This is a genomic window from Alteromonas sp. ISO5 (assembly GCF_058105165.1).
This window is the reverse complement of record NZ_CM176572.1, coordinates 478,757-500,024: the sequence shown is the minus strand read 5'-3', so window position 1 is coordinate 500,024 and position 21,268 is coordinate 478,757. Positions and strand designations below refer to the sequence as shown.

At 47.4% G+C, this 21,268-nt stretch carries 15 protein-coding genes and 3 pseudogenes; 7 read left to right on the top strand and 11 right to left on the bottom strand.

Annotated elements, in window-relative coordinates:
* Positions 1 to 9: 9 nt before the first annotated feature.
* Positions 10 to 1,206, bottom strand: coding sequence for an MFS transporter (locus AC2T0J_RS02175; protein ID WP_489808563.1), 1,197 nt, complete (start codon positions 1,204 to 1,206; stop codon positions 10 to 12).
* Positions 1,207 to 1,410: 204 nt separating this feature from the next.
* Between AC2T0J_RS02175 and AC2T0J_RS02170 the strand changes: the two are divergent.
* Positions 1,411 to 1,803 (top strand): annotated as a pseudogene (locus AC2T0J_RS02170) (transposase); the annotation flags it as partial.
* Positions 1,804 to 2,231: 428 nt separating this feature from the next.
* On the opposite strand, the gene AC2T0J_RS02165 reads toward AC2T0J_RS02170, so the two are convergent.
* Genes AC2T0J_RS02165 through AC2T0J_RS02155 form a run of 3 tightly spaced genes read right to left on the bottom strand, consistent with a single transcriptional unit; the run spans position 2,232 to position 7,142 of the window.
* A complete protein-coding gene (locus AC2T0J_RS02165) occupies positions 2,232 to 3,356 on the bottom strand; it encodes an ABC transporter permease (protein ID WP_489808562.1) in 1,125 nt (374 codons plus the stop codon).
* Entirely contained in the window at positions 3,356 to 6,124 is a 2,769-nt protein-coding gene (gene rbbA, locus AC2T0J_RS02160; RefSeq protein ID WP_489808561.1) for a ribosome-associated ATPase/putative transporter RbbA, read from the bottom strand. The genes AC2T0J_RS02165 and rbbA overlap by 1 nt, the downstream gene beginning before the upstream one ends.
* Positions 6,125 to 6,146: 22 nt before the next feature.
* Positions 6,147 to 7,142 (bottom strand): HlyD family secretion protein, encoded by a 996-nt coding sequence (locus tag AC2T0J_RS02155; protein ID WP_489808560.1) that lies wholly within the window; start codon positions 7,140 to 7,142, stop codon positions 6,147 to 6,149.
* A gap of 145 nt (positions 7,143 to 7,287) precedes the next feature.
* On the opposite strand from AC2T0J_RS02155, the gene AC2T0J_RS02150 reads away from it, so the two are divergent.
* Positions 7,288 to 7,410 (top strand): hypothetical protein, encoded by a 123-nt coding sequence (locus AC2T0J_RS02150; RefSeq protein WP_489808559.1) that lies wholly within the window; start codon positions 7,288 to 7,290, stop codon positions 7,408 to 7,410.
* A 124-nt stretch (positions 7,411 to 7,534) separates the two neighbouring features.
* Here AC2T0J_RS02150 and AC2T0J_RS02145 read toward each other — a convergent pair whose 3' ends face one another.
* Positions 7,535 to 7,960 carry an N-acetyltransferase gene (locus tag AC2T0J_RS02145; RefSeq protein WP_489808558.1) on the bottom strand — a complete coding sequence of 142 codons (426 nt, stop codon included), beginning with the start codon at positions 7,958 to 7,960 and terminating at the stop codon, positions 7,535 to 7,537.
* 142 nt (positions 7,961 to 8,102) lie between these two features.
* Here AC2T0J_RS02145 and AC2T0J_RS02140 point away from each other — a divergent pair.
* Positions 8,103 to 9,080: pseudogene (locus AC2T0J_RS02140) on the top strand (IS5 family transposase).
* 354 nt (positions 9,081 to 9,434) lie between these two features.
* On the opposite strand, the gene AC2T0J_RS02135 reads toward AC2T0J_RS02140, so the two are convergent.
* From AC2T0J_RS02135 to AC2T0J_RS02115, 5 genes and pseudogenes are all read right to left on the bottom strand, one after another.
* A complete protein-coding gene (locus tag AC2T0J_RS02135) occupies positions 9,435 to 10,268 on the bottom strand; it encodes a hypothetical protein (protein ID WP_489808557.1) in 834 nt (277 codons plus the stop codon).
* A gap of 62 nt (positions 10,269 to 10,330) precedes the next feature.
* The gene (locus AC2T0J_RS02130) at positions 10,331 to 13,249 is read right to left on the bottom strand and encodes a TonB-dependent receptor (RefSeq protein WP_489808556.1); all 2,919 of its coding nucleotides are present in this window, start codon (positions 13,247 to 13,249) and stop codon (positions 10,331 to 10,333) included.
* Positions 13,250 to 13,334: 85 nt separating this feature from the next.
* A complete protein-coding gene (locus AC2T0J_RS02125; RefSeq protein ID WP_489808555.1) occupies positions 13,335 to 14,360 on the bottom strand; it encodes a FecR family protein in 1,026 nt (341 codons plus the stop codon).
* Positions 14,353 to 14,889, bottom strand: coding sequence for an RNA polymerase sigma factor (locus tag AC2T0J_RS02120; RefSeq protein ID WP_489808554.1), 537 nt, complete (start codon positions 14,887 to 14,889; stop codon positions 14,353 to 14,355). The genes AC2T0J_RS02125 and AC2T0J_RS02120 overlap by 8 nt, the downstream gene beginning before the upstream one ends.
* 335 nt (positions 14,890 to 15,224) lie before the next feature.
* Positions 15,225 to 15,494: pseudogene (locus AC2T0J_RS02115) on the bottom strand (transposase); the annotation flags it as partial.
* 267 nt (positions 15,495 to 15,761) lie between these two features.
* On the opposite strand from AC2T0J_RS02115, the gene AC2T0J_RS02110 reads away from it, so the two are divergent.
* Together AC2T0J_RS02110 and AC2T0J_RS02105 are read left to right on the top strand one after the other, a co-directional pair.
* Positions 15,762 to 17,099: an MFS transporter gene (locus AC2T0J_RS02110; RefSeq protein ID WP_489808553.1), complete on the top strand. Its 1,338-nt coding sequence runs from the start codon at positions 15,762 to 15,764 to the stop codon at positions 17,097 to 17,099.
* Positions 17,090 to 18,772 (top strand): glycoside hydrolase family 13 protein, encoded by a 1,683-nt coding sequence (locus AC2T0J_RS02105; protein ID WP_489808552.1) that lies wholly within the window; start codon positions 17,090 to 17,092, stop codon positions 18,770 to 18,772. Before AC2T0J_RS02110 ends, AC2T0J_RS02105 begins: the two co-directional genes overlap by 10 nt.
* Positions 18,773 to 18,867: 95 nt before the next feature.
* On the opposite strand, the gene AC2T0J_RS02100 is transcribed toward AC2T0J_RS02105, so the two are convergent.
* Entirely contained in the window at positions 18,868 to 19,650 is a 783-nt protein-coding gene (locus AC2T0J_RS02100; RefSeq protein WP_489808551.1) for a peptidylprolyl isomerase, read from the bottom strand.
* Positions 19,651 to 19,904: 254 nt separating this feature from the next.
* On the opposite strand from AC2T0J_RS02100, the gene AC2T0J_RS02095 reads away from it, so the two are divergent.
* Positions 19,905 to 20,087, top strand: a complete 183-nt coding sequence (locus AC2T0J_RS02095; protein WP_489808550.1) for a hypothetical protein — start codon at positions 19,905 to 19,907, stop codon at positions 20,085 to 20,087.
* A 156-nt stretch (positions 20,088 to 20,243) separates the two neighbouring features.
* On the top strand, positions 20,244 to 21,248 hold the full coding sequence (ylqF, locus tag AC2T0J_RS02090; RefSeq protein WP_489808549.1) for a ribosome biogenesis GTPase YlqF: 1,005 nt from the start codon (positions 20,244 to 20,246) through the stop codon (positions 21,246 to 21,248).
* Positions 21,249 to 21,268: the final 20 nt, after the last annotated feature.

Below are 21,268 nucleotides of genomic sequence, written 5' to 3'. Positions count from 1 at the left end.
ACGGTTGCTTCAGCCTGGTTTCTGAATTCTGACAAAAGCACAGGCAATCACACTACCCAGGCTCAAGGCAGCGGTTGCCAGTATAAAGGCGTGAGCTGGCGGCTGGTTTAGTGTGGCCACCAGGTAAGCGCCGGCTGAGGCGCCACTAAGGTGGAAAAAGCCTACCAATGCGGCTAACAGGCCCGCCGAAGAGTCAGAAAATGCCAGTATCAGGAGTACGCTGCAAGGCATGGCGATGCCCGCCAGAAAGAAGGCGAGATAACTGTAAGTCATAATGAGCCATAGTCTGTCAGCCCCCAATACTGTAATCCATAACAGGGTGATTAAAGACAATCCCAGTATAACCCAACCGGACAGGGTAAATTTACGCAGCGCAGAAACGCCCGACAATTTAATATTAACAATGCCGCCGAGCACAAAACACAGTGTAGTCAGCAGTGAGAATAACGAAAAAGCACTTTTACTGTAGCCGTGCTCATTGATAATAATTGACGGACTGATAGTCACAAAGCCGAATACAACGCCATAAAGGAATCCACTGGCAGTACCGATTAACACAATAGGGCCCAAGCAGCTTTTTAGCATCGTGAAGGTTTCACGCATTACGTGTAGAGCCTCGGGGGCAGGCCGCAAGTTAAAGGCGGGAGTGACCACAATAAGTAATCCCAGAGCCACTAGCGCAATTACCAGTACCGCGAAGAATATAGCTCTGATACCTAGCCATTCACCGGTTAACGTACCCAGCATCGGCGCGATTGCGGGGGCGATGGCAAAGGCCATATTGGTGAGTGAAAGGGACACATTGAGTTGTTGTGGGCTAAATAACTGTTTCGATAAGGCTCGTGTTACCGACACGCCCACCCCTCCGCCCAGCCCCTGAATTACCCGCCCGGTTAAAAAGAGCAGCGGACTATTAGCATAAGCAACCATCAGCGTGCCCAGTATAAATAACAGTAACCCTGACTGCAGCAGACAGGCTTTATTCAAATAGTCGCAGGCGATGCCTGATAACAGCTGTGATAGCGCAAACGCGATGAGAAAAATGGCCACGCTTTTTTCAATCAGAGCGATACCTGCGCCATGCAACTGGGCTAATTCATGAAAGAATGGCGTGTATATTCCCGTTGAAAGCTGACCAAGTACAGCGAGGAGAATAAAAGTGACAATGATCAGGTAAAATGATCGGTTAGCAGAGGGTGGCTTCAATAACACGTATTCTCGTAGCGATTTGTTGTTGTGAATCTTAAAAGTACATTGTTGTTATGACAACTGTTTGAAAATGCCATTATCGATACTAGGGGAGATGCGAATAAGTCCCTGATGTGAAATTATAGCGGTACAGTTAATCACAACCGCTAGCGCCCATGAACCAACCGTTTACCTTCGCCGATAGTGAGTTTTCCAGCAGGCGCCGCCAACGAACATGACCTGAACCAGTTGAAAAAACTGCTACACGGTGATGAGGAATTCGTTTCTTGCGATGCTGGTTATCAGGGAGCAGAGAAACGAGAAGAACCTAAAGATAAGGATGTAGCATGGCTGATAGCAGAGCGCCCCGGTAAAGTTCGTGCGCTGAAAAGGTACCCACGAAAGAACAAAACATCCATCAATATCGAATACCTGAAAGCCAGCATCCGAGCAAAAGTGGAACACCCGTTTGCATTATCAAATGCCAATTGGGTTTTATCAAAGCTCGCTACAAAGCGACTGATGAAAAATAACCGTCAATTGACGATGTTATTCACTCTGGCAAACTTGTTTAAACCAGACCCGATGTTACGACGACAGCTAAGGTTTGCCTGAAACCCCGGATTCGTCAGGAATAAGGTCGTAATTCGACCGAAAACAGTAGTATGTTGGCCGAAACTGGGAACTTGGCGTTTAAAATTTAAGCTATCCGTAAAACGTCTCGCTAGAGCTCTAAATGGCAGGACTTATTCGCAGTTTCCCTATATAAATGTCGGTTATACGCAGTGGTTGAGGCCGTTCATCACATCTTGAGTAGGTCTGTTTATTTAAATTCTTTTACGGTGATGGTAATTGGCATCACAGTGACAGCCTTACTTCAGAAGATACAACGCATAGAAAGAGAAGAATGCGTTTAATCTGGACATACGGATGATTTGCTTAAATGTTGCAGAAGAGTATCAATACAAAAAAGCTTGCCTAAATATCAAGCGGTGATTAAACCTTGAAGACAGTTCAATCACCACCGGCAACATCGATACTGGCTATCCCATAGTAATAATGGCTTTGCGAAATTTAGCCAGTGCAATGGCATAAAAGGCCGCGCCTATGCTGGCGAGAATCGCTAGCTCGGGCCACACACTTTTAAAGTCCGCCCCACGATATAGAATGTTTTGCGCCAGGGTCACGAAATGGGTAGAAGGCGAGAACATCATCACGCGTTGTAAAAACAGCGGCATGCTTTCTTGTGGGGTAGTGCCGCCTGACAACAGGTACATCATGATGACAATCGGAATAAGCAGCAATGCAAACTGGGCCATGGAATTGGTAATGATGCCTAGCATGATGCCCAGTGAGGTGACGGAAAATAAGTACAATATGCAAGCAAACACGTAGAGCAATAACGAACCTTGCACCGGTACTGCCAGCCACCAGGTGACCACTAATTGTAGCGATAAAACAGAGGCTACCAGAATAACCAGACTATTGGCCCAGATTTTTGCCAACATGATCTCTGCGGGGGTAACAGGCATGACCAGTAGATGTTCAACGGTGCCGTGTTCACGCTCTCGGATTAGCGCTGCACCGGTTAAAATTACGCCAAGAATGGTAATACTGTTGATCACTTGCATTAATGAGTTAAACCAAACCGATGACGAATTAGGATTAAACAGTTTGCGAATACGTGTTTGGACCGGCAGCATGTCCTCCAGCGTCATGCCGGGAGACAGTGCATTGATAGCTTCACGTTGAATGATTTCTTCAATGTAATTAGCGCCATTTCCGGCCTGTGCGATGGCTGTGGCATCCACTAACACTTGCACTTGTGGTTGCCGTCCGGCGAGTACATCTTCTTCAAATTTCGGCGGGAAAGAGACAATAAACAAGTAGGTGGCATCATCAAGTCGCTGCTGAACACTGGCCGCACTAATGACCTGGGGCGCCTTGAACTGTGGCGGTAAAAATGCGGCAGTGATATTGCGGGTTAACGCCGAGCGGTCTTCATCAACGACTGCAATCGCTGCATTATCGACATCATAGTTCACGCCTCTTGCGACCGAATAAACAGACAATGAGAAGATATAAATGATCAGTAGTAACAGGACCGGATCAGAGCGTAGACTAAACAGTTCTTTTAAGCCCAGTTCCTTCACGTTTTTAATATTCATCAGGTCTCCTGCTTTTTTAAGCCGAACCAGGCAAGTGCAGTAAATACCAGTACAAAAACACCAAGCATAAGATGGTTTTGCCACAGTTCATTAAACTGCAATCCCTTTGTAAAAGAACCAATACTGATTTGTTGAAACCAGGACGACGGGAACATCAGGCCTATGATATAGCCAGGCCCGGCCAGTGAAGAGACTGGAGAAAGTAAACCGGAAAAGTTAACCGCGGGTAATATACTCAATATCACGGACGCGAAAATAGCCGCGACCTGAGTTTTGGTAAAGGTTGATATCACCATGCCAAACCCGGTGGTGGCGGTAACATACAGTAAAGCGCCGAGCGTTAAAACCGGAATATTACCGCGTACCGGTACGCCAAATAGCGTAACGGCCAGTATTAGCAGTGTAATAAAGCTGATAAAAGAAATGGCAACATAAGGCGCTTGTTTGCCGAGCAGGAACTCAAGTCGTGACACCGGTGTAGCATAGAAGTTAGCGATTGAGCCGGTTTCTTTTTCGCGGACAATACTCACTGCGGTCATCAAAGCCGGAATGAGCGCCAACATCAGCATAATGACGCCGGGAACAATGGAATACACACTTTTAAATGCTTGGTTATACTCAAACCTGTTTTGCACATTTACCGGATAAGAGAGCGATGTTGATAGCGCATTTTTAGCCGAAATTTGCTGTAGCTCCTGGAGCAGAAGGCCACGCACATAGCCTGAGGTAGTTTCTGCTTTAAAGGGCATAGCACCATCAATAGTGATACCCAGTTCGGGTGCCCAGCCACGAATAAAATGCTCGCCAAATTGTGGCGGAATTTCGATAAGCAGGGTGAGTTGCCCAGTGCGCATTTGTTCGACCGCTGCATCGTGAGAAGGTGGTGTTGCAACTTGTTCGAAATAGCGTGAGCCAGACAACCCTTCAGTTAACAAGCGGCTTTCCCGCGATTGATCGTGATCGATAATCGCATAACGAATGTTTTCAACATCAAAGGTAATACCATACCCAAAGGTTATCATTAGCAAGAGCGGGCCGAATAAGGCAAATACCAAACGGACAGGGTCGCGTTGAATTTCGAGCGCTTCACGCCAGGCATACGCCCACCCTCTGCGCCAATTAAAGCGACTAGAATGGCTTTCGTTTTGCGACGCTAACGTGGCGTTATCCAATTGCTCAGTGGCGTTATCGCCCGGTTCATCATCGGTAATATCGGCGGCTTCTTTGAGGTAGTCAACAAAGGCTTCTTCAAGTGACGAGTTACCGCGTTGGTGGGCAAGTTCGGCTGGTTTACCGACGGCCAGTACTTTACCTGCATGCATTAGCGACACGCGGTCGCACCGCTCCGCTTCATTCATAAAGTGGGTCGAAATAAAAATCGTCACGCCCTTGTTACGGGATAGATCTACTAAATGGGACCAAAATTGATCGCGGGCAACGGGATCTACCCCGGAGGTGGGTTCATCAAGGATTAAAATGTCAGGGTCGTGTAAAACCGCGACTGCCAGTTGTAAACGTTGTCTGATGCCTAAAGGTAAACTAGAGGGTTGCTGCTCGGCGACGTGATGCAGGCCAAACTCTTCCATCACCGAGTCAATTCGATGGGTCGATTGCTGTTCACTTAACGCATACAATTTGGCATGAAGTTCAAGGTTTTGACGCACCGAAATTTCAGCATACAGCGAAAAGCTTTGCGACATATAACCCACACGTTTGCGGGTTTGCAAATCATCAGGCTCGGGTAACTGACCAAATAAGCGGGCCTCTCCAGAGGAGAAAGGGAGTAACCCTGTGAGCATTTTCATGGTGGTGGTTTTGCCACAACCGTTGGAGCCGAGAAAGCCAAAGATTTCGCCGCGTTGAATCTCAAAGGAAACGTCATCTACTGCAGTAAAATCACCAAAGGTACGCGTTAAATGAGATGCCTGAATAGCCAGTTCAGCCCGTTCTTCGGGCATTTTGGGGACGACGACTTCATGGTGCTCGGCGCGTTTTCTCTCGGGCAGTAACGAGATAAATGCGCTTTCCAGAGTGTTACAGCCGGTGCGCTCCAGCAAAGACTGCGGTGAACCAGTGGCAATGACTTTGCCATCATCCATAGCTGCCAGCCAGTCAAATTGCTGGGCTTCTTCCATGTAGGCAGTAGCCACTAATACACTCATTTGCGGACGTTGCTGACGAATATCTTTGATCAACTGCCAAAATTGTTGCCGTGAGAGCGGATCAACCCCAGTGGTTGGTTCATCCAGGATAAGCAGATCCGGATCGTGGATCAGGGCACAGCACAGCCCCAGCTTTTGCTTCATGCCACCTGAGAGTTTTCCGGCAGGCCTGGTAAGAAATGGATCCAGTCCCGTCGCCCGGGTTAAGTGAGTTATCCGGTGTTTACGTTCGCTGGCATTCTGACCAAATAAATTGCCAAAAAAATTGAGGTTCTCTTCTACACTTAAAGTGGGATACAGGTTTTTACCAAGCCCTTGTGGCATGTACGCTATACGCGGTTGGCTGCGACGCCGATGTACTGAGTCGCGCATATCGCCGCCCAGTACTTCAACCCGGCAAGGGGAGTCAGTATCTGCACTATCTATCGCTGGTGATTGGATTTTTCGGGTGCCTGAAATAATCGACAGTAAGGTCGATTTACCAACACCGTCAGGCCCAATAAAGCCTGCCATGACGCCTGCAGGCACGGTTAAGCTAACATCATCTGCTGCGACGGTGTCACCGAAGCGGTGCGTCAGATGTGAAACATGAGCAACCTCAGTCATACCTTACTCCGCGTTTTATGGTTTACTCGCTGATAATGGCGGGTGATGGTAGGGGCTTACTGAGTTCCTCTGGCCAGGACGTTTGTGCAGATGTTCTCACATAACCCATACCACGAATGCCGGTTTTGACCAGATCTTCATAGCGCTTGAGTAAGGTAGGTTGAATGCTGAGTTTTACTCTGAACATCAGGTTGTCACGCTGCTCTGAGGTTTCCACCGATTTAGGTGTAAATTGCGCATCTGCGGCAACAAATGATACGCGGGCGGGGATAACGTAATCGGAAAAGGGGTCCAGTATTAATTTAGCGTCATCATTGAGTGCGAGTTTGCCTGCCACATCGGCTGGTAAAAATACGGTCATATAGACATCGCTGATATCTAAAATGGTCACCACCCGGCCGCCTGCTGAGAGCACTTCTCCGGGTTGGGCCAGCAGATATTGAATACGGCCATCGCGCGGCGCGATGATTTCGGTATCATCCAGCAGTGTCATGAGTTCTGCCAAAGACGCTTGGGCGGCATCAATACTGGCTTTGGCGCGCTCCGCAGTAGCTTTACTCAGGCGTAAGGCCGCTTTGGCAGAATCATATTGAGATTGGGCCTGATCAAGCGATTCCTGCGAAGTAACTTTCTTGGCAATCATAGCTCGGGTTCGTTCCAGTTCCCGCGTTGCAAGCGTTAACTGTGCCTGACGTTGTTCGACACCCGCATCGGCTTCTTCGTAAGCTAGTTCGGATGCCTTTATTTGTGCTTCGGCTTCGCGTTTGCGGGCCAATAATTGCTGGCTGTCCATGCGTGCCAGAGGATCGCCTTTATGAACTAGCTGCCCTTCTTTTACTAACACTTCGGCAATACGACCGGCGGTTTTAGTGGCCACCTGAACCTGCTCTGCTTCCAGACGACCATTGGTGCTGTAAAGCCCTTCTGGTAACGCCGCTGGTTGCAGGAAATACCAGCCAGCTCCCCCTGCTACGGCAACCATAACAAGAATAAGGGTAAGAAGAATTTTCCTGTTCATATGACGCTCCGAAAAAATAACAATGCAAACCTGATGGTTAGGTGTTCGATTGTTGACTGCCGGTACATAGTGCGAGAAGTCAATCGAGAATAAGAAAAGTCACCATCAACAAATCAATTATAACGCTCAACAGGTCGCAATCACAATGAAGCATTCATTGAACTGGACACGCGGTAAAGGCATCTATCGCAAAGATGTCTTCACCGCACGAGGGTTAGGCTTTTGGCTGGCGCTTTGTAAACCAAAACAGGAAGAGAGCTATGACTGAGTACATGTTGTGTTTCGCAGCCAATGGGCAGTGCATTAATGGATAGCCAAAGCTTAAATGGGGACTGTGTATCGACGATGAACTGGATTAGGTTCATTTGTACTGACTTTTATATGATTTGATACTAAGGGTGATATCCCATGATGAACTCAAGGTGCCCAGTGTGCTCATCGATCCGCTCTCCAAGTAAATTGAATCCGTGCTTCTCATAAAATTTGATGCTCGGAATATTATCTTTATAAACAGTGAGCTGAATCTTCTCTCGCCTATTCTTCGCATCATAAATCAGAGCTGAACCCAATCCTTTACCTTGCGAACCTGGTTTCACAAAGATCGCAGCTAGATTGTTCTCATACAGACTATAGAAACCAACCACCTCTCCCTCTGCTTCATATACAAGCGTCTCCGATGCAGGAATATATACATCACGCATCATGCCAATCTTCGACTTCCAAAACTCAGGGGCGATAAAGTTGTGGGCTTTAATCGATGCAGATAGCCAGATTTCCAAGATTTGATCAATATCGGCTGCCCGATAGTCGCGAATCATTTGTTTGTTCCCTAGTTCTCGTAACGTCGGCTGCAGCACATTGTTAAGCGTGGGTCGCCAGGGCACGCAACCTCTCCTCTAGGGAGGATGCGAATAAGTCTCTGATGTGAGATCATAGTAGTACAGTAAATCGCATCGACCAATACCTAAGTTAATTTTTGCCGATAGTGGGTTTTCCAGCAAGCGCCGCCAGACCCGTAAAGAGATTTTCCTATCCCGGATGGACAACTTGTTGCCGTGGTCTCAACTGCTGGAAGTAATTGAACCCTTTTATCCTAGAGCCGGCAACGGCCGCCGTCCGTATCTGCTAGAAACCATGTTCCGCATTCACTGTATGCAAAAATGGTATAGCCTTAGTGATGAAGCGATGGAAGATGCGATATATGAAATTGCTTCGATGCGTCAGTTTGCACAACCGTCACTGGATAAAGCGATTCCTGACCGCATCACCATTATGAACTTCCGGCACTTGCTGGAAAAACACAAGCTGACTCGCAAATTATTCAAAACGGTTAACCAATGGGTGACGGACAGCGGTGCGATGATGACGCAGGGTACACTGGTGGATGCCACAATAATTGAAGCGCCAAGTTCTACTAAAAATAAAAAGAATGAGCGTGACCCGGATATGCATCAGACCAAAAAAGGTAACGAGTGGCACTTCGGTATGAAAGCCCATATTGGTGTGGATGCCAAGAGTGGCCTGACCCATACGCTGGGAACCACCGCCGCCAACGAGCATGACCTGAATCAGTTGAAAAGCCTGTTGCACGGCGACGAGAAATTCATTTCTGGCGATGCCGGATATCAAGGCGCAGAGAAGCGAGAAGAACTTGAAGGTACGGATGTCGAATGACTGATTGTCGAACGCCCCGGTAAAGTCCGGGCACTGAAAAAGCACCCACGGAAAAATAAAACGGCTATCAGGATTGAATACTTGAAAGCCAGTATCCGGGCAAAAGTGGAACACCCATTTCGCATCATCAAATGCCAATTTGGTTTTATCAAAGCTCGCTACAAGGGACTGGTGAAAAACGAAAGTCAATTGGCTATGTTATTCACTCTGGCGAACCTGTTTAAAGTAGACCAGATGTTACGACGACAGCCAATATCTGTGTGAAATCCGGGAATAGCCCGGAATAAGGTCACAATCTGGCCTAATAGGTTAGTCTATTGGCCGAAATTGAGAATTTAGAGTTCAAAAATTAGACGGCGAGTGCAAAGCCTTGCTCAAGAACTAAATTGCAGGACTTATTCGCAGTTTCCTTAGTTTCTAATGGCGAAACGTTTTTGTCTTTCATTATTGCGGATACGATCTCGTCCATATGCCCGGAGCTTTTGAAACGCTGGCAAAAGGTGATCTGGCCCACCGTTTTGTGATTGATATGGCATCGCTTAGCGCAGAATAAGCGCTATTGTGCCATCACGACCAGTGCACATGCACTGGTCGCAGTGTTGCCGCGTTGATCACGAATTATTCTTGTGGCTCAAGCCGCGGCATGGCTACTTTGTAAACCTTTTTCAAACGTTTTGAAATGCCCCACATTACCCGTCCTGCTTCACTGCGGTCCCAGGCGATTCCCTGTCCTTCCATCTGCTCAGGCAACGCAATTGTGCCTACCCATTGCAACTCACTGCCGAATTCAGGCAACTGTACAGCATAAGCTTCGGCATGATCATGGCCAGTAATGTACAGCAAACCATCCGGTCCCCAGGAGCCGCCCGAATTACTCATGGGTGTAAAGCGCTCGAGCAGTGCCGGTGGAAATACCCAGCGGGCTAAAATACGGAAGTCGTCGTCCATTTTCACCATAATGGTGTTGCGGGTTTCACCGTAGGCTGATGTCTGGCCTTTTTGTACTTTGTCGTAATTAGCAAACGCGCCCCACCAGTACCCCTGATAGCGATCAAGCCACGTGAATGAGCCCAACTGAATGCCAAAACTATGGTTTGCCACATGGTTTAGCGACCGGGTGTCCCAGATTTCTACCGAGCTGGTCATTGGCGTGCCAGGATAGTTAGAGTGCGATGCATATAATTTGCCCTGCCACACCATTCCGCTGTCCATGTGGGTTAACATACCGCTTGATTGAGGGGCTTGCTGCCACTCCTTCAGCAATTTTCCCGTTTGCTTATCATGCTGAGAAATACGGGTGTTATTGATGCTATAGACATATTCAGCATCAACGGCCACGCCCTGCCGGGCATTAACGGAGCTAAACGAAGCCAGAATATTAGCCTTTGGCGGCGCTGCGAGAAGCGTTGCTGAATACAGAAACAGGCCAAGACCTACTACAAATTGTTTCATTAAAAACTGTCCTTACAGGAAAAACGCCCACCGATGGAGGGCGCGACACAACATAAACTGGCTTAAAACTGGTAGGTCACACCAACGTAATAAGTACTGCCAACGTACTCATATTCGGTATTCCAGGCTGTTTTGCCGGCCTGAAACTCCGTTGTTGGCTCATTATTTAGGTTGTTAACATCCACATAAGCCGTTAACTTCTCGTTGATGGCGTAAGAAGCTCGGAAGTCCCAACGGCCAAATTCGCCCTGATAGATATCATCGGAAGTATCGTTAAGGTTATTGATATCGGTTAGGAAATAATCATTGTAGTTGTAGGTAAAGCCCGCATAAACCCCATAGTTTTCATAAAACAATGTGAAGCTTTGTATGGTTTCGGGCTGATCTTCGAGGGTACGGGATTGATTAATACTACTGTCGAAGAACTCCGCATCAATAGACGTATATGAGTAGGAAACTCCTACGCCGTCAAACGGTGCAGGTAAACCTTCAAACTGATGCTGAATGTTAAACTCATAACCATCAACCGTCGCGGTATCGGCATTACGCACCGTTTCAACATATAATTCATCAACACCGTAGTTGATGCCCTGATATTCGCCACCCGCAATACGCTGCTCATCATTGATAATAATGTCGTGGATTTTTTTTCTGAACCAGGCCACGGAAATAACACTGGTATCCATGGGGTACCACTCAAGCGCAATATCGTAATTATCGGCGGTGTAAGGATCTAAATCCGGATTACCAATGCTCAACACCGTATCGCCATCATCGTTGATCCCCAGACTGGAACTCGCACTTAAATCACCGTAATCCGGGCGTCCCAGACTTGTGGTGTATGAGGCTCGCAATATCAGATCATCAAGCACAGAGTAGTTAGCCACTAACGAAGGTAAAACAACGTCGTTACTGCCACTGATTGAAATCGACGAATACTGATCGACAGATTGCTGATTAGCGGTGGAATCAATATCGGTTTTCTCAAAACGAACACCAGCAATTAACTGCAAATCGCCAATATCGATGCTGTTCATGGCATAAATTGCAAAAATATCTTCTTTAACCTCTCGGTCGTTAGCCAGGTTAGCTTCCCGGTTATCGCCGGAGGCAGTAAACAAGTCAGGACGACTAGCAAACAAACCGTTTAGGGCATCAAGGTTTAGCCAGATATTTGCGCGGGGCTGGCCGTCCACATCATTGGCGAAACTGCCATCAGTTACACCGTAGCCATCGACAATATCGCGTTCAATGGCATATACATTGTTGTTAAAGTCGAAATCCTTCTTGCTATGGCTGAACTTCACACCAAATTTCAGCGTGGAGCCGTAGCTGCCAAGGTAATAATCATAGCTGGCATCAAATTTCGCTGAAGTAATATCCTGGGTGGCTTTATCGGCCTGATAACCCACCGAGTGGAACCGCAAGTTCGCCGCATCATTATGGGTTAAACCACCCGCCCGAAGATCAACCACGCCATTGCTAAAAACAGAGAAACTGTCCGGCCCCAACTCAACACCAGATGCCTGACGAAGCTGCCAGTAAGCATTCGGTTGGGAGACTTCGTTCTCGCCGTAATTAACCCCGTACTGGAAAGTCCAGTCCTGAACTAAGGTTTCGCCACTGATGCTGAAATTAAATAACTCTTTATCGGTTTCCTCTAAACGCAGATCAGCCCTGACACTGGTAGCGTCTGGTTCCAGATATACTGTGTCACCAGATATGGAACTAATCGCGCTTTCGTCCTGGTCGATATACTGACGAAAACGGTTTCGGTGCTGAAACTCTTCAAACTTGCTGAAAAATGCCTGCGCGAGTAAATTGGTGGACTCGCTGATATTAAACTCTAACCCACCAATGGCCGTTTGACGTTCACGACCCAAAACGTAATAATTGTTTTTGGTTTGGTTAGGAAAAGCGACCCCCTCTACTTCCAGCCAGTCATCCTGATAAAGGCCCTGCGCCAGATACTCACGGTGGGTATAAGAACCGCCCACCATCCAGCCAACATTTTCAGACAGCTTTCCAGACAGAGCTAAATCAAAGTTATAGGGGTTTTCTTGGTCATAATAAGGATTTGCCTGGTCAGACTCTTCCATACCAAACCGCACATTGGCCGTGGCAGAAAAGTCATCGCCCGATAACGGCTTTTTGGTAACAATATTGACCGTACCACCAATACCTTCGCCGTCCATATCAGCCGTTTTTGCTTTATAGACTTCAATGGTCTGCAGCATTTCACCACCTAGTACATCCAATGGCATTGAGCGTCCGCTTCCATCTTTTTCCGGTGAGCCAGTTTCGAAACCATTAATGGTTACCCGGTTCCAGTCCGGACGAATACCACGAATTGAGGCAAAGCGGCCTTCCCCTTTCTCGATAATGATCGACACGCCCGGTAACCGATTAAGTGACTCCGCGGCATTCTTATCCGGCAGACGACCCAAGTTGTCGGTAGAGAGTGCATCCATCACGGTATTGGCATTGCGTTTAATGTCTATGGCTTTTAAGCGAGACAGTTTTTGACCTTTAACTACAACTTCTTCAATAGAGCCTTCTTCAGACATTTGTGCAGTCACATTGGGGGCAATAAATAGTGTCGATAGAAAGGCGGCAATTGCTGATAATTTATGCTTTTTCACAGTCTTCATTTCCTCAACCGGCAGATCCCGGGAAACTTCAATTTTTAATCGCCCATCGGCGATATAAACAGGGTTGAGTGGTGTCCCTTCAAGCAGAGCGGTTGCAGCATCGGCAATTGTCATATCTCCGATTACCGGATTAGCTGAAAATTGTCGTGCCACATTAAACGGAAAAATTAAGGTAATGTCCGCTTGGTCTGCATAAAGCGACAGCGCTTTATCTGCGCGCTGTTGAGGAATATTAAACTGAACTACGCCATCGAGTTTTTGCGTGGCAGCCAGGCTGTTTGAAGCAGCCGGGGCGACCTGGAGAAAACACACAAAGAACGTTTTAACCATTCCGTTACGCGAGCCGATAAGGCATCCACGTCTTAACGACGAAGGGTTAAACAAAAACCGCCATAAAAAAATTATTAAGGTTTTATTACTGCTTCTGTACACTTAAGAGAACCCTTTCATCGCCCACTTTTTGATATTCAATCGCTAAGTTGTCCTGTAGCGCATTGAGAAAACCATCGATATCTCCAATCTTAAAACGCCCGGCCACCGGCACTGATTTCGCTTTTTCATCAGTAAAAGTAAATTCTGTTGTGGTGTATTCGCTGATGGTGGCAATCACGACTTCCAATGGCTCACCGTTAAACATCAAATGTCCCGATTGCCATTCAAGACGTTGCGCCAGATCGGCTTCGGGTAACAGTTGCTTAAGCTCGCTGTCTTTACCATATTGCCCCTGTTCCCCGGCCTGCATTAAGTCACCGGTTTCAAGTAACGGAACTTCTTTCGCTTGAGGTACCTCCTGGGTTTTATTCACTCTCACCAGGCCATCAAAAACGGTAAGTTCTACCTTATCGGGCCTTAACTGCACGGTAAATTCTGTGCCGACCGCCTGGAATAAGCGATCGCCTGCAAACACGTTAAACGGTCGTGATGGGTCATGCTCTACACCAAAGTGTGCTTCACCTCGTTGTAAATCCAGATGCCGCTCATGGGCACTAAAGGTAACTTTTAACAGACTATTGGTATTCAGCGATACGCGACTACCGTCGCTCAGTGAGAACTCAGCATACTCACCTATTTTGGTTTGATAGGTGGCTACCTGTTTATGAGAATGTTCGTTTTGAGCAAAAGGTTTAAGGATTATCAGGGTCAGTGAAACCATAAAAACAACCGAAGCAGCGAGCGCGGTATACAAGTGACGCATGGATTTGCCATGCCGGGGGCGAGTAACGCCCTCTTTTGGAACCAACGGTGCTAATCGCGATAACACTTCCATCTTGTCCCATAACAAGGCTAGCTCCTCAAAATCGGCCTTGGCCTGAGGTTGACTTAAAAATAACCTTAGCTGACTTTCTTCTGCATGCGTCAGCCCTCGGTCAACCTTCGCTAACCAATCGGCGGCCTCATCAAGGGTCGATTTTTTTGGCGTGAACGGAACGATATTACTCATTATTCGCTCCCTTTGACTGAAGATTCCCGCGTTGTTTACGTTGCAGCAATACGCGTTTCATACCACTGGCAACATGCTTTTCTACGGTACTTACCGAGATACTCAATGTTTCGGCGATTTCCTGTTGTGAAAATCCATAGACTTTACGAAGTACGAACACACGACGGCATTGCTCTGGTAGTTCACTCACGACATCGCAAAAAAGCACAAACTCCTGTTCTGTGGCGGATGTGTGATAGACAGTATCTACCTGTGTTGTGCTATCCAGCAATGAATCAATTTCGCTATAGGATTCGGCAAGGCGATAGCTTGCGCTTTTAACATGATCTTTGGCTAAATTCACAGCAGTTCGATATATGTAAGACTTGGGCTGTTTGATACAATCTAACTGTTCAGACTGAATAATCCTGACGTAGGTATCTTGCACCACATCTTCAATTTCCCGAGCAGGAACAATTCCGCTAACGACTTTCATCAAGCCTTGTCTAATACTGACAAACGACTGATTGATAATATTTTTGGAGGACATTTTTGTGCTTAACCTGACACCAAGTTATCACTAAGACGACTGGGTACAATTAATCCGCTATAGCGTGGCAAAAAAATCTACAATAATGGACTTTCAGGTCAATTAGATGACAAAGGCAAGGAAATAAGCGCTACAACAAAAACAGTTGCAGGGCTAAAAGCTACACGCCCTGAACTACCATCGTGTTAGGGGAACTGCGAATAAGTTCTACAATTTAGACCTTGAATATGGTTTTGCACTTGCCGTCTGAATTTTAAGCACTAAACGTCCAGTTTCGGTCAATATACTACCGTTTTAGGCCGGTTTTCGCCCTTATTCCGGGCTACTCCCGGATTTCAGGCGGATCTTGGCTGTCGTCGTAATTTCTGTTCGACTTTAAACAGGTTTGCCAAGGTGAACAGCATGGCTAACTGTGAGTCGTTTTTCATCAATTCTTTATAGCGTGCTTTGATGAAGCCGAACTGACATTTGATAATGCGAAACGGGTGTTCTACCTTTGCCCGGATACTGGCTTTCAGGTATTCGATGTTAATGGTGGTTTTGTTCTTGCGAGGATGTTTTTTCAGCGCACCAACTTTACCGGGACGCTCGGCAATCAGCCATTCTGTGGCTAGCATTCCACAGGGAGTCATTGTGTCTATGATCATTTAAGAAAATGTGCAGAAAACTTGCGTAATCTTCTTAATCGTTTAAGATTCAGCTTGCGAAGTTAATTTTTTGTGTGTTTTATGTTGCGTGGGAAGGCTGGTAATAGTCGCGCACAACATCAAACCTAGCACTAGTATCAGCGTGTTACATGTTTATGTTTCGAGATTGTGAGAATCAGCAACATGTTTGTTACGCTAAAGTTTACTACAAACAGAGATCTTGTTATGAAAGATTCACTAAAACCGAACTTAAGCTTTTGGCAAATATGGAACATGTGCTTTGGCTTTTTTGGTATTCAGTATGGCTTCGGTCTGCAGCAAGCTAACCTGAGTCCGATTTTCCGTTATCACGGTGCGGCAGAACATGAGCTGCCTATTCTGTGGCTGGCCGGCCCGGTGACAGGGCTGCTCATCCAACCGCTGATAGGGGCTATCAGTGATGGCACCTGGACCCGCTTTGGTCGCCGTAAACCATTTTTTATGATTGGGGCTTTGGTTGGCTCAATTGCCGTGATGTTTATGCCTTATGTACCTGAGCTATGGATGGTTGTGGGGCTGTTCTGGATCCTTGATGCGGCAATGAATACCGCCATGGAACCGTACCGTGCCCTGGTGGGTGATAAGCTTAATCATCAGCAACGTCCTACTGGTTATGCCTTACAGTCTTTTATGATTGCCGCCGGTCAGATACTGGCAGGTCTGATGCCATTGATAATGATCTCTGCGGGCGTTTCAGCTGAAACCGATGGCAAGCAAGTTCCTGAAATAGTGAAATATTCCTTTGCCATTGGGGTAGTGGTGATCCTGGTTTCCATGGCCTGGTCATTTATAAAAACAGAGGAATATCCGCCAGAAAATATGGAGGCATTTCACGCTAAGCGTGAGCACAAAAGCATCAGTCATGTGTTTACTGAGTTGTGGAGTGCGGTGGTCGATATGCCCAAGTCTTTACGTGCAGTATGGTGGGTGAAACTGGTTACCTGGTTTGGTTTACCTATGATGTGGCAGTACCTGGCGTTGTCGATTGCCCGCCACGTTTACGATGCCCCTAACCCGGATAGCCCCGGTTTTGCGGAAGGCACCGCGCAGGTGGGCATGGCTTTCACCATTATGAACGTTACCACACTCATTATGGCGTTGGTGATTGCTAAGGTAGTTACCAAAATTGGTGATGCTAAAACTTATGCACTGTTTTTGCTGATTGGCGGGCTAGGTTACTTGTCGATGCAACTGACCACTGATTTGTATACCACTTTTGCCTGTATGGCGCTGGTAGGTATTGGCTGGTCTGCTGTTATCACCGTGCCCTTTATCATTGCTGCCGACGTAACGCCTGCCGCCAGAGTAGGGGTTTACATGGGGCTGCTGAACGCCATGATTTGCCTGCCGCAGATCATGGAAATGCTCTCTGTGGGTTATTTCTACGACTCTTTACTGGGCGGAGATCCGCGTAACGCGTTGGCTCTGTCGGGTATCTTGTTTGTGGTCGGTGCAGGCCTTGCACTGAGAATTAACACCAAACCTGATCACCTGGCTAACCAGGAGAAACAATCATGCAACTAAAACAGATAAACCGTCAATGGTGGAAAGAGGGTGTTGTTTATCAGATTTATCCGCGCAGTTTTCAGGACTCAAACGGTGATGGGGTTGGTGATCTTCAAGGGATCATTAGTCGCCTCGATTACATTGCTTCGCTGGGGGTGGACATTGTCTGGTTAAACCCGGTGTATAAATCGCCTAACAATGATAATGGCTACGATATTTCTGATTATCGGGACATTATGGATGAGTTTGGCACCATGACCGACTTTGAGGAATTACTGGCCGGTTTCCATGCCCGTGGTATTAAGGTGGTGATGGATTTGGTGGTTAACCACTCCAGCAGCGAACATGAATGGTTTAAACAAGCCTGTTCGTCCCGCGATAATCCCTATCGTGACTATTATCACTGGTGGCCGGCCGAAAAGGGCACGCCGCCTGAGCGCTGGTCGTTCTTCGACGAAGAAGGCAGTGCCTGGGCCTATCACAAGCCTACAGACGCATACTATTTGCATTACTTTGATAAAACCCAGCCAGACCTAAACTGGGAAAATCCCAAAGTACGCGAAGAAATTTTCGACATGATGCATTACTGGTTTAAAAAGGGGATCGATGGTTTCCGGATGGACGTGATCACCTTTATTTCCAAGCATGATGATTATCCGGTATTCGAGGGCGTGCACGGCGAAGCCATGATCGATGTCTACGCGCAAGGCCCGCGCTTACACCAGTATTTGCACGAGATGAACCGCGAGGTGCTACAGCATTACGATATTATGACTGTGGCTGAAGGACCGGGAACAAACCTGGACAATATTCACGACCTGGTGGACGAGGACCGTCAGGAACTGAATATGAATTACCACTTTGAGCATGTGGAACTGGGCGTAGATCAACGCAAGATCGTTAATGCTGATTTCCAGAATTTGGTGAAGTACAAAGCGATCATGAGTGCCTGGGCAACCACCTTTGATGAAAAAGGTTGGGGCACCCAATGGCATACCAACCATGATTTTCCGCGCCAGGTGACCTGGTTTGGTGACGACTCGCCAGAGCATCGCGTTCAGTCCTCCAAGCTGTTGAGCACCTTTTTGCTCACCATGCGTGGCACGCCCTACTACTACATGGGCGATGAAATTGGCATGACCAACGCCAAATTCGACAGCATTGATGACTACGACGATCTGATGACAATCAACTGGTATAACCTGACTAAAAATGAAGGGGGTGATGCTGAAATGTTACTCGAGTCGCATAAGTTAAGTGCTCGTGACAATGCCCGCACGCCTATCCAGTGGGATGACTCAGCAAACGCAGGGTTTACTACTGGTGAACCCTGGCTAAAAGTTACCGGCAATTATCCCGAAGTTAACGTGGCCGCGCAGGAAAACGATCCGGACTCGCCGTTAAACTACTTCCGTAAACTTACGCGTTTACGCAAAGAAAATTTAACGCTGGTTTATGGTGCGTACGAATTGTTGTTGCCGGATGATGAGCATATTTATGCTTATACCCGCAAACTCGATGATGAGGTGATTCTGGTACTGCTTAACTATTCGGGCAGTCAACAACATTGCGCTTTGGAGCCAGCACTGATTGGCGATAATGTCATGATCAACAACTATGCGTCGCTACAGCTGGATGACTCAGGTTATACCCTTGAGCCCTGGCAGGCTGTGGTGATCAGGCTGGCCTGAAAATGCTGCGATTTTAAACAAACAAAGCCGCACCACTGAGCGGCTTTGTTGTATTAAACATCGGCCAGTTTAGGGTCTGAAGACTTATCAGTCGGTTAGCGCTTAACTCTGCGCCGGAACACGATAGTGGTTACGGCAATAATCAGTAACGCCAACGGATGCATTGCACCACCCGAAGAGCCGCCACCAGATGGAGGGGTTGGCTCGCTGCCGTTATCGATCAGAGTGTTTGGCACGGGGTTTAAGTCCGGATTAGTCACCGTAGCTGGGTCGGTAACCACAATATCGGTAATTAACACAAAGTTATCGCCGTCCGGTTCACGGCCGTTGGTAGCATCGTTGCTAGTAAAATCCTGTAGTGGAATGGAATTAGCCGCGCCACCTAAATTAAAGCGTGGCAGCTCACTGATAGCGTCTACAACGTCCATACCGCCATCAATAACCTGGCCGAATACGGTAAAGCCACCATTCTGAACATCCAGATTCTGACTGTTGTCAGATAAGTTAATAAACCACTGCGATGTGGCGCTGTCAGGATCGCTGGCTAGCTTGGCCATGGCAATAGTGCCGCGCACATTAGACAGTTCGGGTTCATTAACCACCGAAGTGCCGGTTGCCACATTGTCCAGCGGTAATGTGTTGTTGTAAGTAAAACCACCGGCCTGAACCACAAAGTCAGGTTCCAGACGATGAACTACATTGTTGGCATAAGCCCCCGAGTTTACATACTCAAGAAAGTTCTCAACAGTTTCAGGTGTTTCCTCATCAAAGAGGTTTACGCTGATATTGCCCATGTTAGTGCGAATTTCAACCACGGTTGCCGCGGCTTGCAGGCTGAACAGGGCTGCAGTGCTTAATGCAAGGATTGGTTTTATCATGCCGGTAATCTGCTCGTTGTTATAAAAATGCAGGCCAATGGTACGCAATGTCCCCTGAAGCGGAAACCTTTTCTCTGTATCATTTTGTAATCGGCCCGTTGCAGCCCTTCGGGCTCGCCATCGCCCCCCACTGATTGGCAATTTCTGCCCTTGCTGTCTACTATACACAGTAAAGCTGTTGCGCTTGTATGCGGTCAGCGCCGCAGGTCCGAAAGCCTTCTGTAAGTAAACTTTAGAGGAAGAACAACGTGGCTATGAATGACACAGAGACAAGACTCCTCAATAAATACCGCCTGTTAGATGAAGGCCATCAGCAAATTGTTGAGAAGTTCATCGATAAAATTCTGGCTCAGGATAAAGACAGTTATGATGCTAACCTCTCCAATGCCGAATTGGTGGCGTATGCCATAGAGCTTGAAAGACAAAGTGACGCTTAGTCAATCGCTCAGGTTTGGCCCGTGGTAGCGATATAGGCGCCCGCTCTGTTTACGCTTCAGGCAGGCCTAATGCTAGCGTTGCGCCAGCAATCAATCCCATTCCTGGTTTAAATGCAGTAAACTTGCGCATAACGTAGTGATAACAGGACGATCTTAGTGGCCTTACAGTGGTTTCCGGGGCATATGCACAAAGCCCTTAAAGAAATAAAAGAATCGATAAGTCAGGTTGATATCCTGATAGAAGTGCTCGATGCGCGGATCCCGTATTCCAGCGAAAATCCGGAAATTGCCAAGATAAGAGGGGATAAACCTGTTCTTAAAATCCTCAATAAGTACGATTTGGCGGATCCGGAGTTGACCGCCCGGTGGCAGGCTTATCTGGAAAGTGAGCGCGGTGTGAAAACCATCACTACTACCACCGACAACCCGACTAACAGTAAGCAGATTATAAAATTAGTCCAGACGATTTGTGCTCAGAAACACGCGTCGGTGAAGTCGATCAATGCCATGATCACCGGTATTCCTAATGTGGGAAAATCTACCCTGATTAACATTCTGGCTGAACGGGTGATTGCCAAAACAGGTAACGAGCCGGCGGTAACCAAATCTCAGCAGCGGATTAACCTGGGCGGCGGGATTGTGCTGTATGACACGCCGGGCGTACTTTGGCCAAAGCTGGAAAACCCTAATTCTATTTACCGGCTGGCATCTTCTGGAGCGGTAAAGAACACCGCTATGGAATACGATGACGTAGGCTTTTTTGCCGCAGACTATTTAATTAAAGCGTATCCGGAGGCAATGAAAGAGCGCTACAGGCTGGAAGAACTGCCCGATACCGAGCTTGAGTTTTTAGAAGCAGCGGCGAAAAGCCGGGGAGCCATCATGGCGGGTGGCCGGGTTAATCTGCATAAAATCTGCGAAATCCTGTTAACCGAATTACAGGCGGGTAAGCTGGGACGGCTGACCCTGGAAACGCCCGAAATGATTGAGCAGGAAAAAATTGAGATGGCCGCCGCTGCCGAGAAAAAAGCGGCTGACAAAGCCAGGCGCAAACAAAAATTCAAAGAAGGCTCGTTAACCCCGGATAAAGTGGCTCGTAAAGAAAAACGCGAAGAAAAGCGTCAGGAGCAGAGTCGCCGTATGAAGAAAAGCCGGCGTTAGGTAAACCACTCCCGCAAAAA